This is a genomic window from Enterobacter sp. Res13-Sevr-PEC09-46, from assembly GCF_015672585.1.
Lineage (GTDB): Bacteria > Pseudomonadota > Gammaproteobacteria > Enterobacterales > Enterobacteriaceae > Enterobacter > Enterobacter hormaechei_C.
This window is the reverse complement of sequence record NZ_JADABR010000005.1, coordinates 123,495-137,640: the sequence shown is the minus strand read 5'-3', so window position 1 is coordinate 137,640 and position 14,146 is coordinate 123,495. Positions and strand designations below refer to the sequence as shown.

The window sequence follows — 14,146 nt, the reverse complement described above, 5'->3', positions numbered from 1 at the left end:
ATTAGCCTCGCTTCGCATCAAGAAAGCCACCAAAACGCTTGCGGAAGCGTGCCGCGCTGCCATCCGTCGAGAAGGTCTTCTGCTTCCCGGTATAAAACGGATGTGATTTAGAGGAGACATCAAGGGTAACGTAGGGATACGTTTTCCCCTCCAGCTCAATTTCACGGTCTGTCTTAATTGTTGAGCCGACTTTAAAGTATTCATTCGCCGTGGTGTCGTGAAACACAACGGTGCGATAGGTTGGATGGATATTCGGTTTCATCTCTGGCCTTCATGTGTTGTTATAACATAACAAAATACTATCTGAGCTTTACTGCAAAAACAACCCCTGTGACGCACAGCCTGTTTTTGAAAGGTTGATTCAGATACCTGCCTGAGACTGTCACATGCTATAACTATATCATTTAGCGATAAAAAACTTTTTCTTCTGGCGCGCAAACTCCAGGCCCAAGGTGGGCATATGGAAAGGATAAAGCAGCATGCGAACCCGACATCTGGTCAGCCTGGTAACAGGCATACTGATCTTCTCTGTGCTGGTCCCTGTGTGCCTCAGTATCTGGCTGGCGCATCGTCAGGCAGAGGATAAATTTGTGGACGCTCTGGACAGCTATGCCTCGCGCGTCCTGATCCGTACCGACAGAGTCGTTGCGCAGGCAAAACAGGCGCTCACGCACCTACAGACATTCCGCGCCCCGCCCTGCACTCCCCCGCATTTACGCGAGATGCGTCGGGTTGCATTCTCCTGGCGCTATATTCAGGAAGTGATGTATACCGATAACCTGAAGCCGCTCTGCTCATCCCTGGAACAATCCAGTAATACGGCGATCTTGCCGCCCCCGATGCGGATCACCGCAGACGGGTATAGCGCGTGGCTCACCTCGCAAAACGACCTCGGCATTCACCGTTATATGGCCGTTCTGGGGAAAGGACATTATCTGGTGATGGTTGATCCTGCCTCGCTTGTGGATGTTGTCCCGTTTGGTGAAATTTCGATGGATGCCGCCCTGGTGGGCAGTGAAACCCATCGGATATTTGCCAGAAGCAATATTGTCGACCCGTATATTCTTTCTGTCGTTAAGGAGCAGCAGGACGTTACGCGCGTACAATACAACGGCTCGATGTACGTGTTGAAACCTGTACCCGAACTGGGGTTTACGGTGATCGCGTGGGCGTCGTTAAAACCGCTGGCGGAATCCTGGCACCAGCAGCTGATCATCTGGCTACCGGCTGGCATCTTGCTAAGCCTGGCTGCTGCCCTTATTGTCCTGCGCATCCTCCGCCGTTTGCTGTCCCCGCGTCACCGCCTGATCGACGCAATCAACAACCGGGAGATCGAGGTTTACTATCAGCCCATCGTGGCGCTGTGCAGTGGAAAACTGGTGGGTGCTGAAGCGCTGATGCGCTGGCCGCAGCCAGATGGCAGTCACCTGTCGCCCAATCTCTTTGTGCCGCTGGCTGAGCAGACGGGGCTTATTTCAACGCTGACGCAGCTGGTGGTGAATAAGGTGTTTGAGGATTTAGGCGCCTGGCTGCATCATCATCCGGAACTGCACATTTCTGTCAACCTTGCGCCATCGGATTTAACGTCCCCCGAGCTGCCTCGCCAGCTGAGTCAGTTGCTCAACAAATGGGGCGTCCACCCGCGCCAGATCGCCCTTGAATTAACCGAGCGCGGCTTTGCCGATCCCGCCGTCAGCGTGCCTGCCATCACTGCGTTTCGCCGCGCCGGGCACGCTATCTACATTGATGATTTTGGTACAGGTTACTCCAGCCTGAGCTATTTGCAGGATCTGGATGTCGATACCCTGAAGATTGATAAATCCTTTGTGGATGCGCTGGAGTACAAGAACGTGACTCCCCACATCATCGAAATGGCCAAATCGCTTAAACTGGCGATGGTCGCAGAAGGCATTGAAACTGAAGGGCAGATTGAATGGTTGCATCGCCACGGCGTGCAGTACGGCCAGGGCTGGTATTTCAGCAAGGCACTGCCTAAAGAGGATTTCATTCTCTGGGCCGGGCACAACCTGGAGAAGCACATTACTTAAGGTACGATTTGATCACCTGCATCACGACCCCGAGATCGGCCTCGCGCTGCGCTTCCTCTGGCTCTTTCACCACGTGATCGGTTAAATGTCCCTCAATTACTTGCATCATCATGCCGTTTACCGCGCCCCTGATCGCCGCCAGCTGCTGTAACACCTCGGCGCATTCATGATCGCTGTTGAGCATTTTTTCCAGCGCAGCGCTTTGCCCCTGAATTTTTTTCAGGCGGGTCAATAACTTCTTTTTATCACGAACTGTGTGTGACATCGCTTAGCTCCTCTTTGGTGGCGTAAAAAGCATATCACGCTCTACTCCCCCTGGGTATTTTTCTACTGGGGGGTAGTATTATACTACTGGAGGGGAGTAGTATTCCCGGCATGTTTTCCACCCCGGAATGTTCAATGAACGCTTTTTCTTCTCTTCTACAGCAGGGTAACGCCTGGCTGTTTGTCCCCAGCGCCATCCTGCTTGGCGCGCTCCACGGCCTCGAGCCAGGCCATTCAAAAACAATGATGGCGGCTTTCATTGTGGCGATCCGCGGTACGCTGAAACAGGCTGTGTTGCTTGGGTTGTCCGCAACGCTGTCTCATACGGCGGTCGTCTGGATCATTGCGATGGCGGGATTATGGTTTGGTCGGGGATGGGATGCAGATACTTCTGAGCCCTGGTTTCAGTTGATTTCCGGGGTTCTGATCGTGTTGATCGCCCTGTGGATGGCGTGGCGAACCTGGCAGGAGAGCCAGCCGCATCACCACCATGATGATCATCATCACCATCATGATCATCACGACCACGCGCATCATCACGACCACACGTCTCCTCTGGTTGAAGAGGAGTGGCAGGATGCCCACCAGCGCGCACACGCCCAGGACATTAACCGACGCTTCAACGGTAAAGAGGTCACCACCGGGCAAATCGCGCTATTCGGCCTGACCGGTGGGCTTATCCCCTGTCCGGCCTCCATTACGGTGCTGCTGATCTGCCTGCAACTGAAACATTTCGCGCTCGGCGCCACGCTGGTGTTCAGTTTCAGTATCGGACTGGCGCTCACTCTCGTCGCCTCTGGCGCAATTGCCGCATTAAGCATGAAACATGCGGCGAAGCGCTGGCCCGGCTTTAGCGCCTTTTCGCGCAAGGCGCCGTGGATCTCAGCGGCACTGATCGCGGTAGTCGGGATTTATATGAGCATTCACGGCGTAAGCGGGATCCTGAGATAAGCATTGCGGCCACGGTAGTGGCCGCACGTGTCGGCTCAGCCGTTCTGCTGCCAGCTAAACGTGAAGCGCAGCCGGCGGTTTTGCAGAATGAAGGCCGGGGCTACGCTCGGGCTCCATGAGTCGTCCCCCCCTACGCCCATGTGAAACGCATCAAGATTCAACCAGCAGCCAGCCTCTTCCCGCAGAAAATGCTGATGCGTTGTCTCATGCAGCTGCCGCTGGCTATAACGGCTCAGGGAGAAATGGAACTGTCCCTGCAACTGATGGGAGCCAAACGTCAGCTCGCGGGTGTCGCAGCGCAAACCGTTCTCCGTCGGGAAGATATACGGCGTCTGCATCTCTTCCAGCGGTAACGCCCAGCGCCCCTGCTGCGCCGCCAGTTTTCTGTCCGGATAGTTCTCCAGCGGGCCCAGCCCCAGCCAGCGCACCGTTTCCGGGATATCCGCCAGCATAACGCTCAGGCCCACGCGAGCGGGCTCAGGAATATCAGACGCCACCGTCACCTGCACATCACCGTGCAGTACTCCGTGGTCATCAATCCGCCAGACCTTGCAGCTGATAAACAGCGCTTTTCCCTGATGCTCCCAGACATGCTGCGTGGTCACCACCACCTCACGGGCATGCTGCTCCGCTTCACACTGGAGGAGGCGCGAGGACATCTCATACATTCCCGCCGCTTTCCAGCGTTCCACCCACGCGTTCGGATCGATGCGGGTCGCCTCGCTGACGCCAATGTCATTGTCCAGCGGCGCGCGGGTGAAGTTATCCGTTAGCGGGTAACGGAGCGTTTCAGCACCCTCGTTCCACCACTGGGTCAGGTTTCCGGTGAGACGGCTAAACTGCCAGCGCTGCTGCTGATGAGTAATGTCCAGCGCCTCGTCCTGCACCGTTAGCTGCGGAGGGGTTCCGCCTGCTTTCGGGGGCGCAAGGTACAGCGGAGCCGGGAGCGGCCACTGATCCCAGGCACAACGGTGGTCGGGCGGCGACCACGGCGTGGCCTGCGGCTGAACGATTTCCACGTTGAGCCAGACCTCGCCCGGCTCAGCGTCAAGCTCAGGCAGCGGGATCTCAACACGCTGCGTCCCCTGGGGCGCAACAGAAAGGGGGGTTTCGCCGGTAGCCAACACCGCACCGTCACGCGCCACCGACCATCGCAGATGCTCGTTGTCAGTATGACGGAACAGATAATCGCTCTGGATCTCGACGACCAGCGGAGCGGTGCTCACCAGCGTAAAGGTAAAGAACTGCTGGGCACGCTGCGCCTCATAAAGGGCGGGATGCGGAGTGCGATCGGGAAACACCAGCCCGTTGAGGCAGAACTGACGGTCGTTGGGCTTATCGCCAAAATCGCCGCCGTAGGCCCAGAATGCCGTGCCGTCTTCCGCTTTTTTCGTCAGCGCCTGATCGACCCAGTCCCAGACAAAGCCGCCCTGCAAACGGGGATGGCTGCGGAATGCCTGCCAGTAGCTGGCAAAGCCGCCAAAGCTGTTGCCCATCGCGTGGGCATACTCGCAGAGGATCAGCGGACGGGTTTCGTCCGGCATGCCGATCCACTTTTTAATCGACCACTTTGGCACCGCCGGGAACGGCTGATCCTGATCGACGCGGGCATACATCGGGCAGACAATATCGGTAGCGGCTGTACTGGCGCCGCCGCCTTCGTACTGCACCGGCCGCGTGGGATCGGTGGTTTTCAGCCAGCGGTACAGCGCATCGTGGTTCGCCCCATGCCCGGACTCATTCCCCAGGGACCAGATGATGATGGACGGATGATTCCGGTCCCGCTGCACCATACGCGTAACGCGTTCGCTCATGGCAGGCAGCCAGCGCGGATCGTCCGCCAGGCGGCTCATCGGCACCATGCCATGGGTTTCAATATTCGCCTCATCGACCACGTACAGGCCGTAGCGATCGCAAAGCGTGTACCACAGAGGATGGTTCGGATAATGCGAGCAGCGCACGGCGTTGAAGTTATGCTGCTTCATCAGTTCGATGTCGCGGCGCATGGTCGCCTCATCCATCACCTGCCCCTTCTCAGGATGATGTTCGTGACGGTTCACGCCGCGGATCAGCAGCGGTTTGCCGTTAAGCTTCAGCAGGCCGTTGCTGATTTCGACGCGTCTGAAACCGACATCGCAGGCTTCAGTCTCCAGCACGTTACCCTGCGCATCCCGAAGCGACATTGTCAGCCGATAGCATTCCGGTGTTTCAGCGCTCCACAGCGCGGGAGCGTTCACGGGGATCGCCACCGTGAGCCGTTCTGCCCAACTGCCACGTTCGTCCACGATGGCCGATCCGGGCTGCTGCGTGGTTTGCGCGCAGGCTTCGCCGTTACGCCACAGGGTAAACGCCACCTCGCATTCGGCGTAGCGTGAGCCTTCCAGCGCAACGTCAACCCGGAGTATCGCCCGATCGCATTCGGCATTCAGATCGGTCACGATCTGATAATCGGCAATTCGCGTTTCCGGCTTGTGCAGCAGCGAGACGTCACGGAAAATGCCGCTCATCCGCCACATGTCCTGATCTTCCAGGTAGCTTCCGTCGCACCAGCGTAACACCATCACCGCCAGACGGTTCTGCCCCGGTCGCAGCACCGCGCTAAGATCGAACTCCGCAGGCAGACGGCTGTCCTGCGAATAGCCCACCCACTGGCCGTTACACCACAGATGAAAAGCTGAATTCACCCCGTCAAAAATAATGCGGGTTTGCCCGCTGCACAGCCAGGCGTCATTCATCTCAAATGTGAGCGAGTAACAACCAGTTGGGTTTTCAGCCGGAACATACGGCGGGTTCACATTTATCGGATAGGTGACGTTGGTATAGATGGGAGTGTCAAATCCCTCCATCTGCCAGTTCGACGGCACGGGCATCTCAACGGCGTCAGCCAGATCGTCCGTTATCCATGCCTCGGGAACCTGCTCTGGCGCCGGGAAAAAGCTGAATCGCCAGACGCCGTTAAGCAGACGCTTGCTTAGCGAAAGTTTATCCTCGCGGGCGAAGGTTTCATCGCGCCAGCTATGAAAAGGCGCGTGTGTAGCCAGACGATTCCACTGCGTCACGCCCGGGTTTTCCCAGTCACGACGCGCCAGAAGTGCGCTGAGGGTCAGCGGTAATGTAGAAGACATATCAACCTCTTCGCGAAGCGCTCACAATTTCAGCCAACATGCCCTGGTAAACGGTGGCGGTAAAGACTTTGATCGTCACCAGGCGAGCACGATCACAAAAGTGCTAGCTGCGCGCCAGTTTCTCCGCCAGCAGCGCCAGAGTTCTGAGCTGTTGCGCCAGATCTTCACGATCGGCCTGCTGTGCGGCGCGCGGCGCGGTGGAATGACGCACGATCAACGTAACGGGAAGTTGTTCCTGCCAGCATTCGTCGTGATGGGCAGGTGCCATCAGCCGCTCCACGCTGCGCTCACCGGCCTCGCGGAACGCCTGCCGAACGGTGGTGAGCGGAGGTGAAAACCACGCGCTGTCAGCCGTATCATCAAACCCGACAACCGAGATCTGCCCCGGTACCGCAACGCCTTTTTCCGCACAGGCGCGTAAAACGCCAAGCGCCATCTGATCGTTAGCGACGAGGATCGCCTCCGGCAGCTGCGCGCCCGCCAGGAGCTGATGCCCTTTCTCATAGCCCGAGGCCGCGCTCCAGTCGCCCTGCGCCACCGCAAACGCCTCCACGCCGGCCCGGGCCAGCGTGGTTTTCCATCCCGCCAGACGAGCCCGGGCAGAGACAGAACTTTCCGGCCCGGCGAGCAGCGCAATTCGCTGGTGCCCCAGCGAAAGCAGATGCTCTGCCCCCAGGCCAGCGCCCTGTTCGGCATTGAAAACAAGGCTGTTAACCCGAGCTGTGGGGGAAACATCGAGAAAAAGAACCGGGGTCGGCGAGGCCATTTCCTGAAGCATTTCTGCCTGTGCATCTTCCAGCGGAACGTTCACCAGCAGCGCCTCCACGCGCTGCGCCAGTAATTCCTGCAAAGCAGCCTGACACTGCGCGGGTTGCTCCACCATGGAGATGAGTACGCTAGCCCCCTGCTCCACTGCCCGGGATTTTACAGCTGAGGCGATTTGCGACGGCGCATGCAGCGCCAGATCGCTGGTCATTAGCCCCAGCGTGCGGGTACGTTTCCCGGCCAGCTGCTGCGCGCCACGGTTAGGCACATAGTGTAGCGCCGCCATGGCCTGCCGGACCTTTTCCCGCGTACGGGCAGAAACGTGTTCTGCGTCGTTAATCACCCGGGAAACGGTCTGATAGGAAACGCCCGCCACGCGGGCAACGTCATAAAGAGTGATCGCTTTCATACATTCTGGCGTCGTAAAAAGAGAAGTCTCTATTCTGACACAGTTACGCCATCATAGCCTGTGAGCGCTTCGCAAAATTAAACAATCCGCTCCGGCCGCGCGGCTTTCTGAATGCGCGGTCCCTGACGAAACCACGGCAAACAGAGCTGGATCAGCGGGCCGATGGTTAATGCATACAGTACGGTTCCAACGCCAAACGCTCCCCCGAGGAGGTAGCCGACGATCAACACGGTCACCTCGATCGCGGTACGCACGCTGCGGATCGACCAGCCCAGCCGGGCATGTATGCCGGTCATCAGACCGTCGCGCGGGCCTGCGCCAAAACCCGCGCCGATATACATCCCGGTGGCAAGGGCGTTAACCACAATGCCGGAAACCAGCAGGGTGATGCGCACGGGCAGCGAGGTGAGCTCAGGGATCAGCGCCATTGACGCATCGGCCGCCAGACCAATACAAATCACATTACTGATAGTACCCAGTCCCGGCAGCTGACGCAGCGGGATCCACAGCAGCAGCACCGCGGCCCCGGTTAAAATAATCACCGTGCCGATGCTCATCCCGATCTGGATGGCGACGCCAAGGTGAAAGACATCCCACGGGTCGACACCCAGATCCGAACGAATAAACATCGCGGTTGAAAGCCCGTACAGGCCTAAACCGACATAAAGTTGTACCAGACGACGTACCATTTTCTCTTCTCCGAAGAACCAGGTTCCATCTTCGGTGAAAATGGCACTATGATTAATGTCCAGTTTTCAAATAGTGGACTGCATATGTCATCACGTCGTTTTGGAAGCCAGTCTCTGGTACGCCTGTTAGGGCACTGGCAGCAAGCCTCTTCCCGCACCCCGCTGTGGCGCCAGCTGGCTGACGCGTTACGCCTGTTAATTCTGGATGGCAGGCTGGCGTTAAACACGCGCCTGCCCGGAGAGCGGGAACTGGCCGCCGCTCTGAGCGTAAGCCGCACCACCATCAGCAGCGCGCTGGCGCATCTGCGGGAAGAGGGTTATCTGGAGAGCCGTCACGGCAGCGGTTCGCGGGCGATCCTGCCAGACCGCCGCGCCGTGCCCACGCTTTCTACTGCCAGCGCGGCGCTGGATCTCTCAACCGCCGCACTCAACGCGGGACCAGAGATCCACCAGGCCTACGCCCACGCGCTGACGGCCATCACGCCGAATCTGGCGCTGACCGGGTACGATCAGCTTGGGCTTCCGGCGCTGCGTGAAGCTATCGCCGCCCGCTACACCGCACGCGGTCTGCCCACCCGGGCAGACGAAGTGATGGTGGTGAACGGCGCCGTCAGCGGCTTCGCCCTGATCTTAAGAATGATGACCGGTCCCGGGGATCGCGTGGTGGTGGATCATCCCACCTACCCGCTGGCGATAGCCGCTATTCAGGGGGCGCTATGCCGGCCCGTGGGCGTCTCGCTGCCTGAAACGGGCTGGGATACCGACGGTTTTGCCGCAACGCTTGCCCAGACAGCCCCGCGTCTGGCCTATCTGATGCCGGATTTTCATAATCCGACCGGACGTTGCATGGATGCCGCGACGCGCCAGACCATAACCGACATCGCCGCGCAAACCCGCACCACGCTGGTGGTGGATGAAACCATGGTCGATCTCTGGTTCGATGTTCCCCCGCCGCCGCCGCTGGCCGCCTTTAACCCGGAGGCCACGGTGATGACGCTGGGTTCCGCAGGTAAAAGCTTCTGGGGTGGGCTGCGTCTCGGCTGGATCCGCGCCTCGTCACGCACTATCGCCACCCTCGCGCAAACGCGCGACACGCTGGATCTGGGCTCTCCGGTGCTGGAACAGCTGGCCACGCTGTGGCTTATCGAAAACAGTGCAACCTTCCTGCCTGCCCGGCGGCAAATGCTGGCAGAACGGCGCGACCGCTGCGGCCAGATGCTGCGGGAACATTTCCCCGAATGGCGGTTTCAGGAAGCGGAGGGAGGGCTTTCATACTGGATTGAATTACCCGGCATGCTGGCGACACAGCTGGCGGCACGCGCCGAAACGACAGGCATCATTATGGGCACCGGCACGCGTTTTGGACTATCAGGCGCGTTTGACCGCTACCTGCGTATGCCCTTCTCACTCAGTTCACCAGAACTTGAAGAGGCATTATTGCGGATCAAACCGCTGTGGCATGCATTAAATAAAAGTGTAGCGTCAGTAAAACGGAGCCTGGTGTAAATTATTCGCCAGAAACAATAAAAACTGCTGACTGTATCGCATGCAGTCAGCAGTTTTCATGAAGAACAACTTAATGTTGAGGTGGAATCGGGAAGCCTTTCAGCGAAATAATGAAATTATCCCCTTCTTTCTTTATTTTTGCACCGGTATCACACCAGTCAGACGCAATACGAAAGAACTCATCACTTCCTACATTCCAGCCAAGACGAACATGTTTCACGTAGCCGGAACGTAACAGATTGCAGGCCTCGTTGTAGTCACTGGCAGTCGATAGTTGTTGTTTCATTTTCTCTTCTTCAGAAGTTTACGTAGTGCTTTGATTTCTTTAGGAGTAAATGGAGTTACGCTCTCTTCTTCCGTATGCTGATTATCAACATCCTCTTCCGATACTCCCGCCTCTTCTACTGCTTCAAATGCCAGCAGCAGCAGTTTCTCTGTGGTCACGCTTAAATTCTCATTATTGTCTTCCGCATAGTGGCGAAGTCTTTCTTTTAGCGCTTCATCAATTTTAACGTTTAAAACCGCAGTAACCATGATTGTCACATCCTTTCGGAACACGTGTTTAATTTAATACACGAAGATAAGTTTGTTATCCAGATATATATTTTTTAGCTTATGACAGAATAAAGGCATCGAAAAATAAAATGACAGTCTATTATTACAGGTTTATGACATTATTATTTCAGTCAAATGAAGGTTGCATTACAAAAAATACAATAGTCACATAATTTAGAAGGTTTATTCAGGGGAACGACTGGAGAGGAGCACAAATGGGTGGGGGCCCTGCCAGCTACATCCCGGCACCCACGTCGTCTGCCCTGGCTGCTTCCTTCCGGACCTGACCTGGTGAACAGAGTAGCGTTGCGGGAGAACCAACAGAGCCCCCATTGAGAGCGTTGATAACCAACGCGCTGGCGCATTATCCCTGTGGAGCACCTCAATTGCAAGCCGCTGGCAACCGGATGCTGGATTATTGCGCAAACTGCCCCGACAATCTTCTTTATCTTCGTATAACATTACCCTTCGCTGATTTCCCGCAGGAGTAACAATGGACGAACATGACACTTTCCCACAGCGAGTGTGGCAAATCGTAGCCTCGATCCCGGAAGGCTGTGTCACGACCTATGGGGAAGTCGCCCGGCTGGCGGGTTCTCCGCGCGCGGCGCGTCAGGTAGGCGGCGTGCTAAGGAGGCTACCAGAAGGAAGCACGTTACCGTGGCACCGGGTCGTCAATCGCCATGGCGCCATTTCCCTCACCGGGCCAGACTTGCAGCGCCAGCGTCAGGCATTACTTTCAGAAGGGGTGCAGGTGTCCGGGGCAGGACAAATTGATATGCAGAAGTATCGCTGGGAGTACTGACGCCCTCTCCCGTCAACATGGAGAGGGCGAAAGAGAATTACAGCTGTGTTGGCGGTGTAGGCAGAGTCGGCTGATTGGTCTGCGTTGCAACAGGCACTTCAGTTTGCTGCACCGGTACCAGGTTCAGGTCGATTTTGGTGCCGCCTTTGTTGACCGCTTCCTGCACGGTATCGGTGATAAAGACCAGCTTATCGTTGATCGTTACCGCCGCGCTCAGGAGGATACGCGCATTGGGTTGCACGTCAGACGGGTTGTACGGCAGCACAAAGCTGAACGGCGCCTGTTTACCCTCTGTACGAACCGCGCGCTGCGCAAGCACTTTAGACGGCGCATCCGCCAGGGAAGCATCAGACAGCGTGACCGTTAAAACCGCATCCGGCGGCAGCGCAACCTTCTGTTTGATCCAGATCGTACCGGAAACATTTGGCTGCTGAATAGCTTGCTGTGAAAGGGTGTTAATCCCGTTTGCGCTTGCTGTTGGCACCGGTACATCGGCACTCTTACCAGCACAGGCGGACAACGCTACCGCAATTGCTACACCACTGAGCATAGGCACGAGTTTCATTGAAGTCTCCTTATCATCAATGCACCAGCGGGATCGATCCCATCTGATGTCGTTTTATTCACATAACGAATACAAGTGTGGCACAAATCACGGATTTATGCCTAATTTCGTCCGGATATTAAGATTATTCTACCCATCGGACCACTTTCATTTCTGGGTTATACTCAGCGTATCTTTCGCCACGGCGTTTATTGAGGACCACTATGAGTCAGGCACTGAACAATCTGCTGACATTACTGAACCTGGAAAAAATAGAAGAAGGGCTATTTCGCGGACAGAGCGAAGATTTAGGCTTACGCCAGGTTTTTGGCGGCCAGGTCGTGGGGCAAGCGCTGTATGCCGCCAAGGAGACCGTCCCGGCAGACCGTCTGGTGCACTCGTTTCACAGCTACTTTTTACGCCCCGGTGACAGTGCTAAACCGATTGTTTACGACGTGGAAGTTCTGCGTGACGGTCAAAGCTTCAGCGCCCGTCGCGTGGCGGCCATCCAGCATGGCAAACCCATCTTCTACATGACCGCCTCGTTCCAGGCGCCAGAGCCGGGCTATGAGCATCAAAAAAAGATGCCGTCTGCCCCGTCGCCGGACGATCTGAAATCGGAAACCGAAATTGCCCGCGCTCTCGCGCATCTGCTGCCGCCGCAGGTAAAAGAGAAGTTTCTGTGCGATAAACCGCTGGAGATCCGCCCGGTCGAATTTCATAACCCAATGAAGGGGCATACCGCTGAGCCCGCCCGCCAGGTGTGGATCCGCGCCAACGGCAGCGTACCCGCAGATTTACGCGTGCATCAGTACCTGCTGGGGTATGCGTCGGATTTCAACTTCCTGCCGGTTGCGCTACAGCCGCACGGTGTGGGCTTCCTCGAAAAAGGGATGCAGGTCGCCACAATTGACCATTCCATGTGGTTCCACCGTCCATTCGATATGAATGAATGGCTGCTTTACAGCGTGGAAAGTACCTCTGCGTCCAGCGCGCGCGGCTTTGTACGCGGGGAGTTTTACACTCAGGATGGCGTGCTGGTGGCTTCTACCGTGCAGGAAGGTGTGATGCGTAATCGCGGATGATGTAAAAAGCCCGGTGGCGCTGCGCTCACCGGGCCTGCGAATTGTGCTTTTTCAGGCCGGGTAAGGCGAAGCCGCCGCCCGGCAAGGCACTCAAATTATGCGTTATAGGCATTCTCGCCGTGGCTGTTGACGTCCAGGCCTTCGCGCTCCTGCTCTTCCGGCACGCGCAGCCCAACGGTCATATCAGCCAGCTTGTAACCGATAAAGGCCACAACACCGGACCAGACAACGGTGATCGCGATGCTTTCCAGCTGTACCAGCACCTGATGCATCATGGTCACGCCTTCTGCGTAACCTACTCCGCCCAGAGATTGGGCAGCAAAGATACCGGTCATGATACAGCCGACGATGCCGCACACACCGTGTACGCCGAATACATCACACGGATCGTCAACGCGCAGAACACGTTTCAGTGCGGTAACGCCCCACAGCCCCGCCAGTCCTGCGACGATACCGATCAGCAGCGCACCGCCCACGCCCACGTAACCGCACGCTGGTGTAATACCTACCAGACCGGCAATCGCCCCGGAACAGGCACCCAGCAGCGATGGCTTGCCGCGAACGGCCCACTCGCCAAATACCCATGAGAGGATAGCGCCGGCGGTTGCCACAACGGTATTCACGAAGGCCAGCGCGGCGATTTCGTTAGCGGCGCTGGCTGAACCTGCGTTGAAGCCGAACCAGCCAAAATAGAGGATGGCGGTGCCGGTAAAGACCATCGGCAGATTGTGCGGCTTGAATGCTTCCTTCCCGAAGCCCACGCGCTTACCAATCAGGTATGCGCCTACCAGACCTGCTACCGCGGCGTTGATGTGCACAACGGTACCGCCCGCAAAGTCCAGCGCGCCATGGGAAGCCAACAGACCACCTCCCCAGACCATATGCGCAATCGGGATATAGGAGAGCGTCAGCCAGACCACCACGAAAATCAGTACCGCAGAGAAGCGGATACGCTCAGCCAGCGCGCCCACAATCAGCCCCACGGTGATGCAGGCGAATGAGCCCTGGAACGCGACATGAATATACTGATAAAAACTGCCCATCACCGCGGTCAGTTCGATATTTTTCAGCATCGCCCAGTTAACGTTGCCGAAGAAGGCGTTGCCCTCCCCGAAGGCCAGCGAGTAACCGTAAACCACCCACAGCACGCACACCAGCGCGAACGTGACGGCAACCTGCGTCAGCATGGAGAGTACGTTCTTGCCGCGGATCAGGCCGCCGTAAAACAGCGCGATCCCCGGAATCGTCATGAACAGCACCAGCGCGGTGCAAATCATCATAAAGGCGTTATCGGCTTTGTCTGCCACAGCAGGTGCAGCCATTGCCAGGCCCGGCAGCAGTGCCAGCGAACCCAGACCTGTTTTCATTGTTGCTTTCTTCATTTTCTCGATCCCTATCAC

The 14,146-nt window shown here is 57.1% G+C and carries 14 protein-coding genes and 1 other RNA gene; 5 read left to right on the top strand and 10 right to left on the bottom strand.

The features are described from left to right. Window position 1: 1 nt before the first annotated feature. Window positions 2–262 carry a type B 50S ribosomal protein L31 gene (locus tag IMQ56_RS01925; RefSeq protein WP_015571255.1) on the bottom strand — a complete coding sequence of 87 codons (261 nt, stop codon included), beginning with the start codon at window positions 260–262 and terminating at the stop codon, window positions 2–4. Window positions 263–479: 217 nt separating this feature from the next. Here IMQ56_RS01925 and IMQ56_RS01920 point away from each other — a divergent pair, with 217 nt between their 5' ends. Next, complete coding sequence (locus IMQ56_RS01920) at window positions 480–2,048, top strand: EAL domain-containing protein (RefSeq protein WP_049134106.1); 1,569 nt, start codon at window positions 480–482, stop codon at window positions 2,046–2,048. Here IMQ56_RS01920 and IMQ56_RS01915 read toward each other — a convergent pair. Then, window positions 2,041–2,313 carry a metal-sensing transcriptional repressor gene (locus tag IMQ56_RS01915; RefSeq protein WP_015571258.1) on the bottom strand — a complete coding sequence of 91 codons (273 nt, stop codon included), beginning with the start codon at window positions 2,311–2,313 and terminating at the stop codon, window positions 2,041–2,043. The genes IMQ56_RS01920 and IMQ56_RS01915 overlap by 8 nt on opposite strands. A gap of 134 nt (window positions 2,314–2,447) precedes the next feature. Here IMQ56_RS01915 and IMQ56_RS01910 point away from each other — a divergent pair, with 134 nt between their 5' ends. Continuing rightward, window positions 2,448–3,263 carry a nickel/cobalt efflux protein RcnA gene (locus tag IMQ56_RS01910; protein ID WP_063931497.1) on the top strand — a complete coding sequence of 272 codons (816 nt, stop codon included), beginning with the start codon at window positions 2,448–2,450 and terminating at the stop codon, window positions 3,261–3,263. Between the two features lie 35 nt (window positions 3,264–3,298). On the opposite strand, the gene IMQ56_RS01905 is transcribed toward IMQ56_RS01910, so the two are convergent. From IMQ56_RS01905 to IMQ56_RS01895, 3 genes are all read right to left on the bottom strand, one after another. Continuing rightward, window positions 3,299–6,388 (bottom strand): beta-galactosidase, encoded by a 3,090-nt coding sequence (locus tag IMQ56_RS01905; RefSeq protein ID WP_196063762.1) that lies wholly within the window; start codon window positions 6,386–6,388, stop codon window positions 3,299–3,301. Between the two features lie 103 nt (window positions 6,389–6,491). Then, window positions 6,492–7,562: a LacI family DNA-binding transcriptional regulator gene (locus IMQ56_RS01900; RefSeq protein ID WP_017694402.1), complete on the bottom strand. Its 1,071-nt coding sequence runs from the start codon at window positions 7,560–7,562 to the stop codon at window positions 6,492–6,494. 77 nt (window positions 7,563–7,639) lie between these two features. Beyond that, window positions 7,640–8,251, bottom strand: a complete 612-nt coding sequence (locus tag IMQ56_RS01895) for a membrane protein (protein WP_045142059.1) — start codon at window positions 8,249–8,251, stop codon at window positions 7,640–7,642. 84 nt (window positions 8,252–8,335) lie between these two features. On the opposite strand from IMQ56_RS01895, the gene IMQ56_RS01890 reads away from it, so the two are divergent. Next, complete coding sequence (locus IMQ56_RS01890; protein ID WP_045142058.1) at window positions 8,336–9,757, top strand: PLP-dependent aminotransferase family protein; 1,422 nt, start codon at window positions 8,336–8,338, stop codon at window positions 9,755–9,757. A gap of 70 nt (window positions 9,758–9,827) precedes the next feature. Here IMQ56_RS01890 and IMQ56_RS01885 read toward each other — a convergent pair whose 3' ends face one another. From IMQ56_RS01885 to ffs, 3 genes are all read right to left on the bottom strand, one after another. Then, the gene (locus tag IMQ56_RS01885) at window positions 9,828–10,043 is read right to left on the bottom strand and encodes a hypothetical protein (RefSeq protein WP_015571263.1); all 216 of its coding nucleotides are present in this window, start codon (window positions 10,041–10,043) and stop codon (window positions 9,828–9,830) included. After that, entirely contained in the window at window positions 10,040–10,291 is a 252-nt protein-coding gene (locus IMQ56_RS01880; protein WP_006809862.1) for a hypothetical protein, read from the bottom strand. The genes IMQ56_RS01885 and IMQ56_RS01880 overlap by 4 nt, the downstream gene beginning before the upstream one ends. A 247-nt stretch (window positions 10,292–10,538) precedes the next feature. Continuing rightward, an RNA gene (gene ffs, locus IMQ56_RS01875) (signal recognition particle sRNA small type) lies at window positions 10,539–10,635 on the bottom strand. A 170-nt stretch (window positions 10,636–10,805) separates the two neighbouring features. On the opposite strand from ffs, the gene IMQ56_RS01870 reads away from it, so the two are divergent. Then, on the top strand, window positions 10,806–11,117 hold the full coding sequence (locus tag IMQ56_RS01870) for an MGMT family protein (RefSeq protein ID WP_003859016.1): 312 nt from the start codon (window positions 10,806–10,808) through the stop codon (window positions 11,115–11,117). Between the two features lie 37 nt (window positions 11,118–11,154). On the opposite strand, the gene IMQ56_RS01865 is transcribed toward IMQ56_RS01870, so the two are convergent. After that, window positions 11,155–11,682 (bottom strand): YbaY family lipoprotein, encoded by a 528-nt coding sequence (locus IMQ56_RS01865; RefSeq protein ID WP_040117270.1) that lies wholly within the window; start codon window positions 11,680–11,682, stop codon window positions 11,155–11,157. Window positions 11,683–11,885: 203 nt separating this feature from the next. Between IMQ56_RS01865 and tesB the strand changes: the two genes are divergently transcribed. After that, window positions 11,886–12,746, top strand: coding sequence for an acyl-CoA thioesterase II (tesB, locus tag IMQ56_RS01860; protein WP_015571264.1), 861 nt, complete (start codon window positions 11,886–11,888; stop codon window positions 12,744–12,746). A gap of 95 nt (window positions 12,747–12,841) precedes the next feature. Here tesB and amtB read toward each other — a convergent pair whose 3' ends face one another. Continuing rightward, window positions 12,842–14,128, bottom strand: coding sequence for an ammonium transporter AmtB (gene amtB, locus IMQ56_RS01855; protein WP_015571265.1), 1,287 nt, complete (start codon window positions 14,126–14,128; stop codon window positions 12,842–12,844). Between the last annotated feature and the right edge of the window lie 18 nt (window positions 14,129–14,146).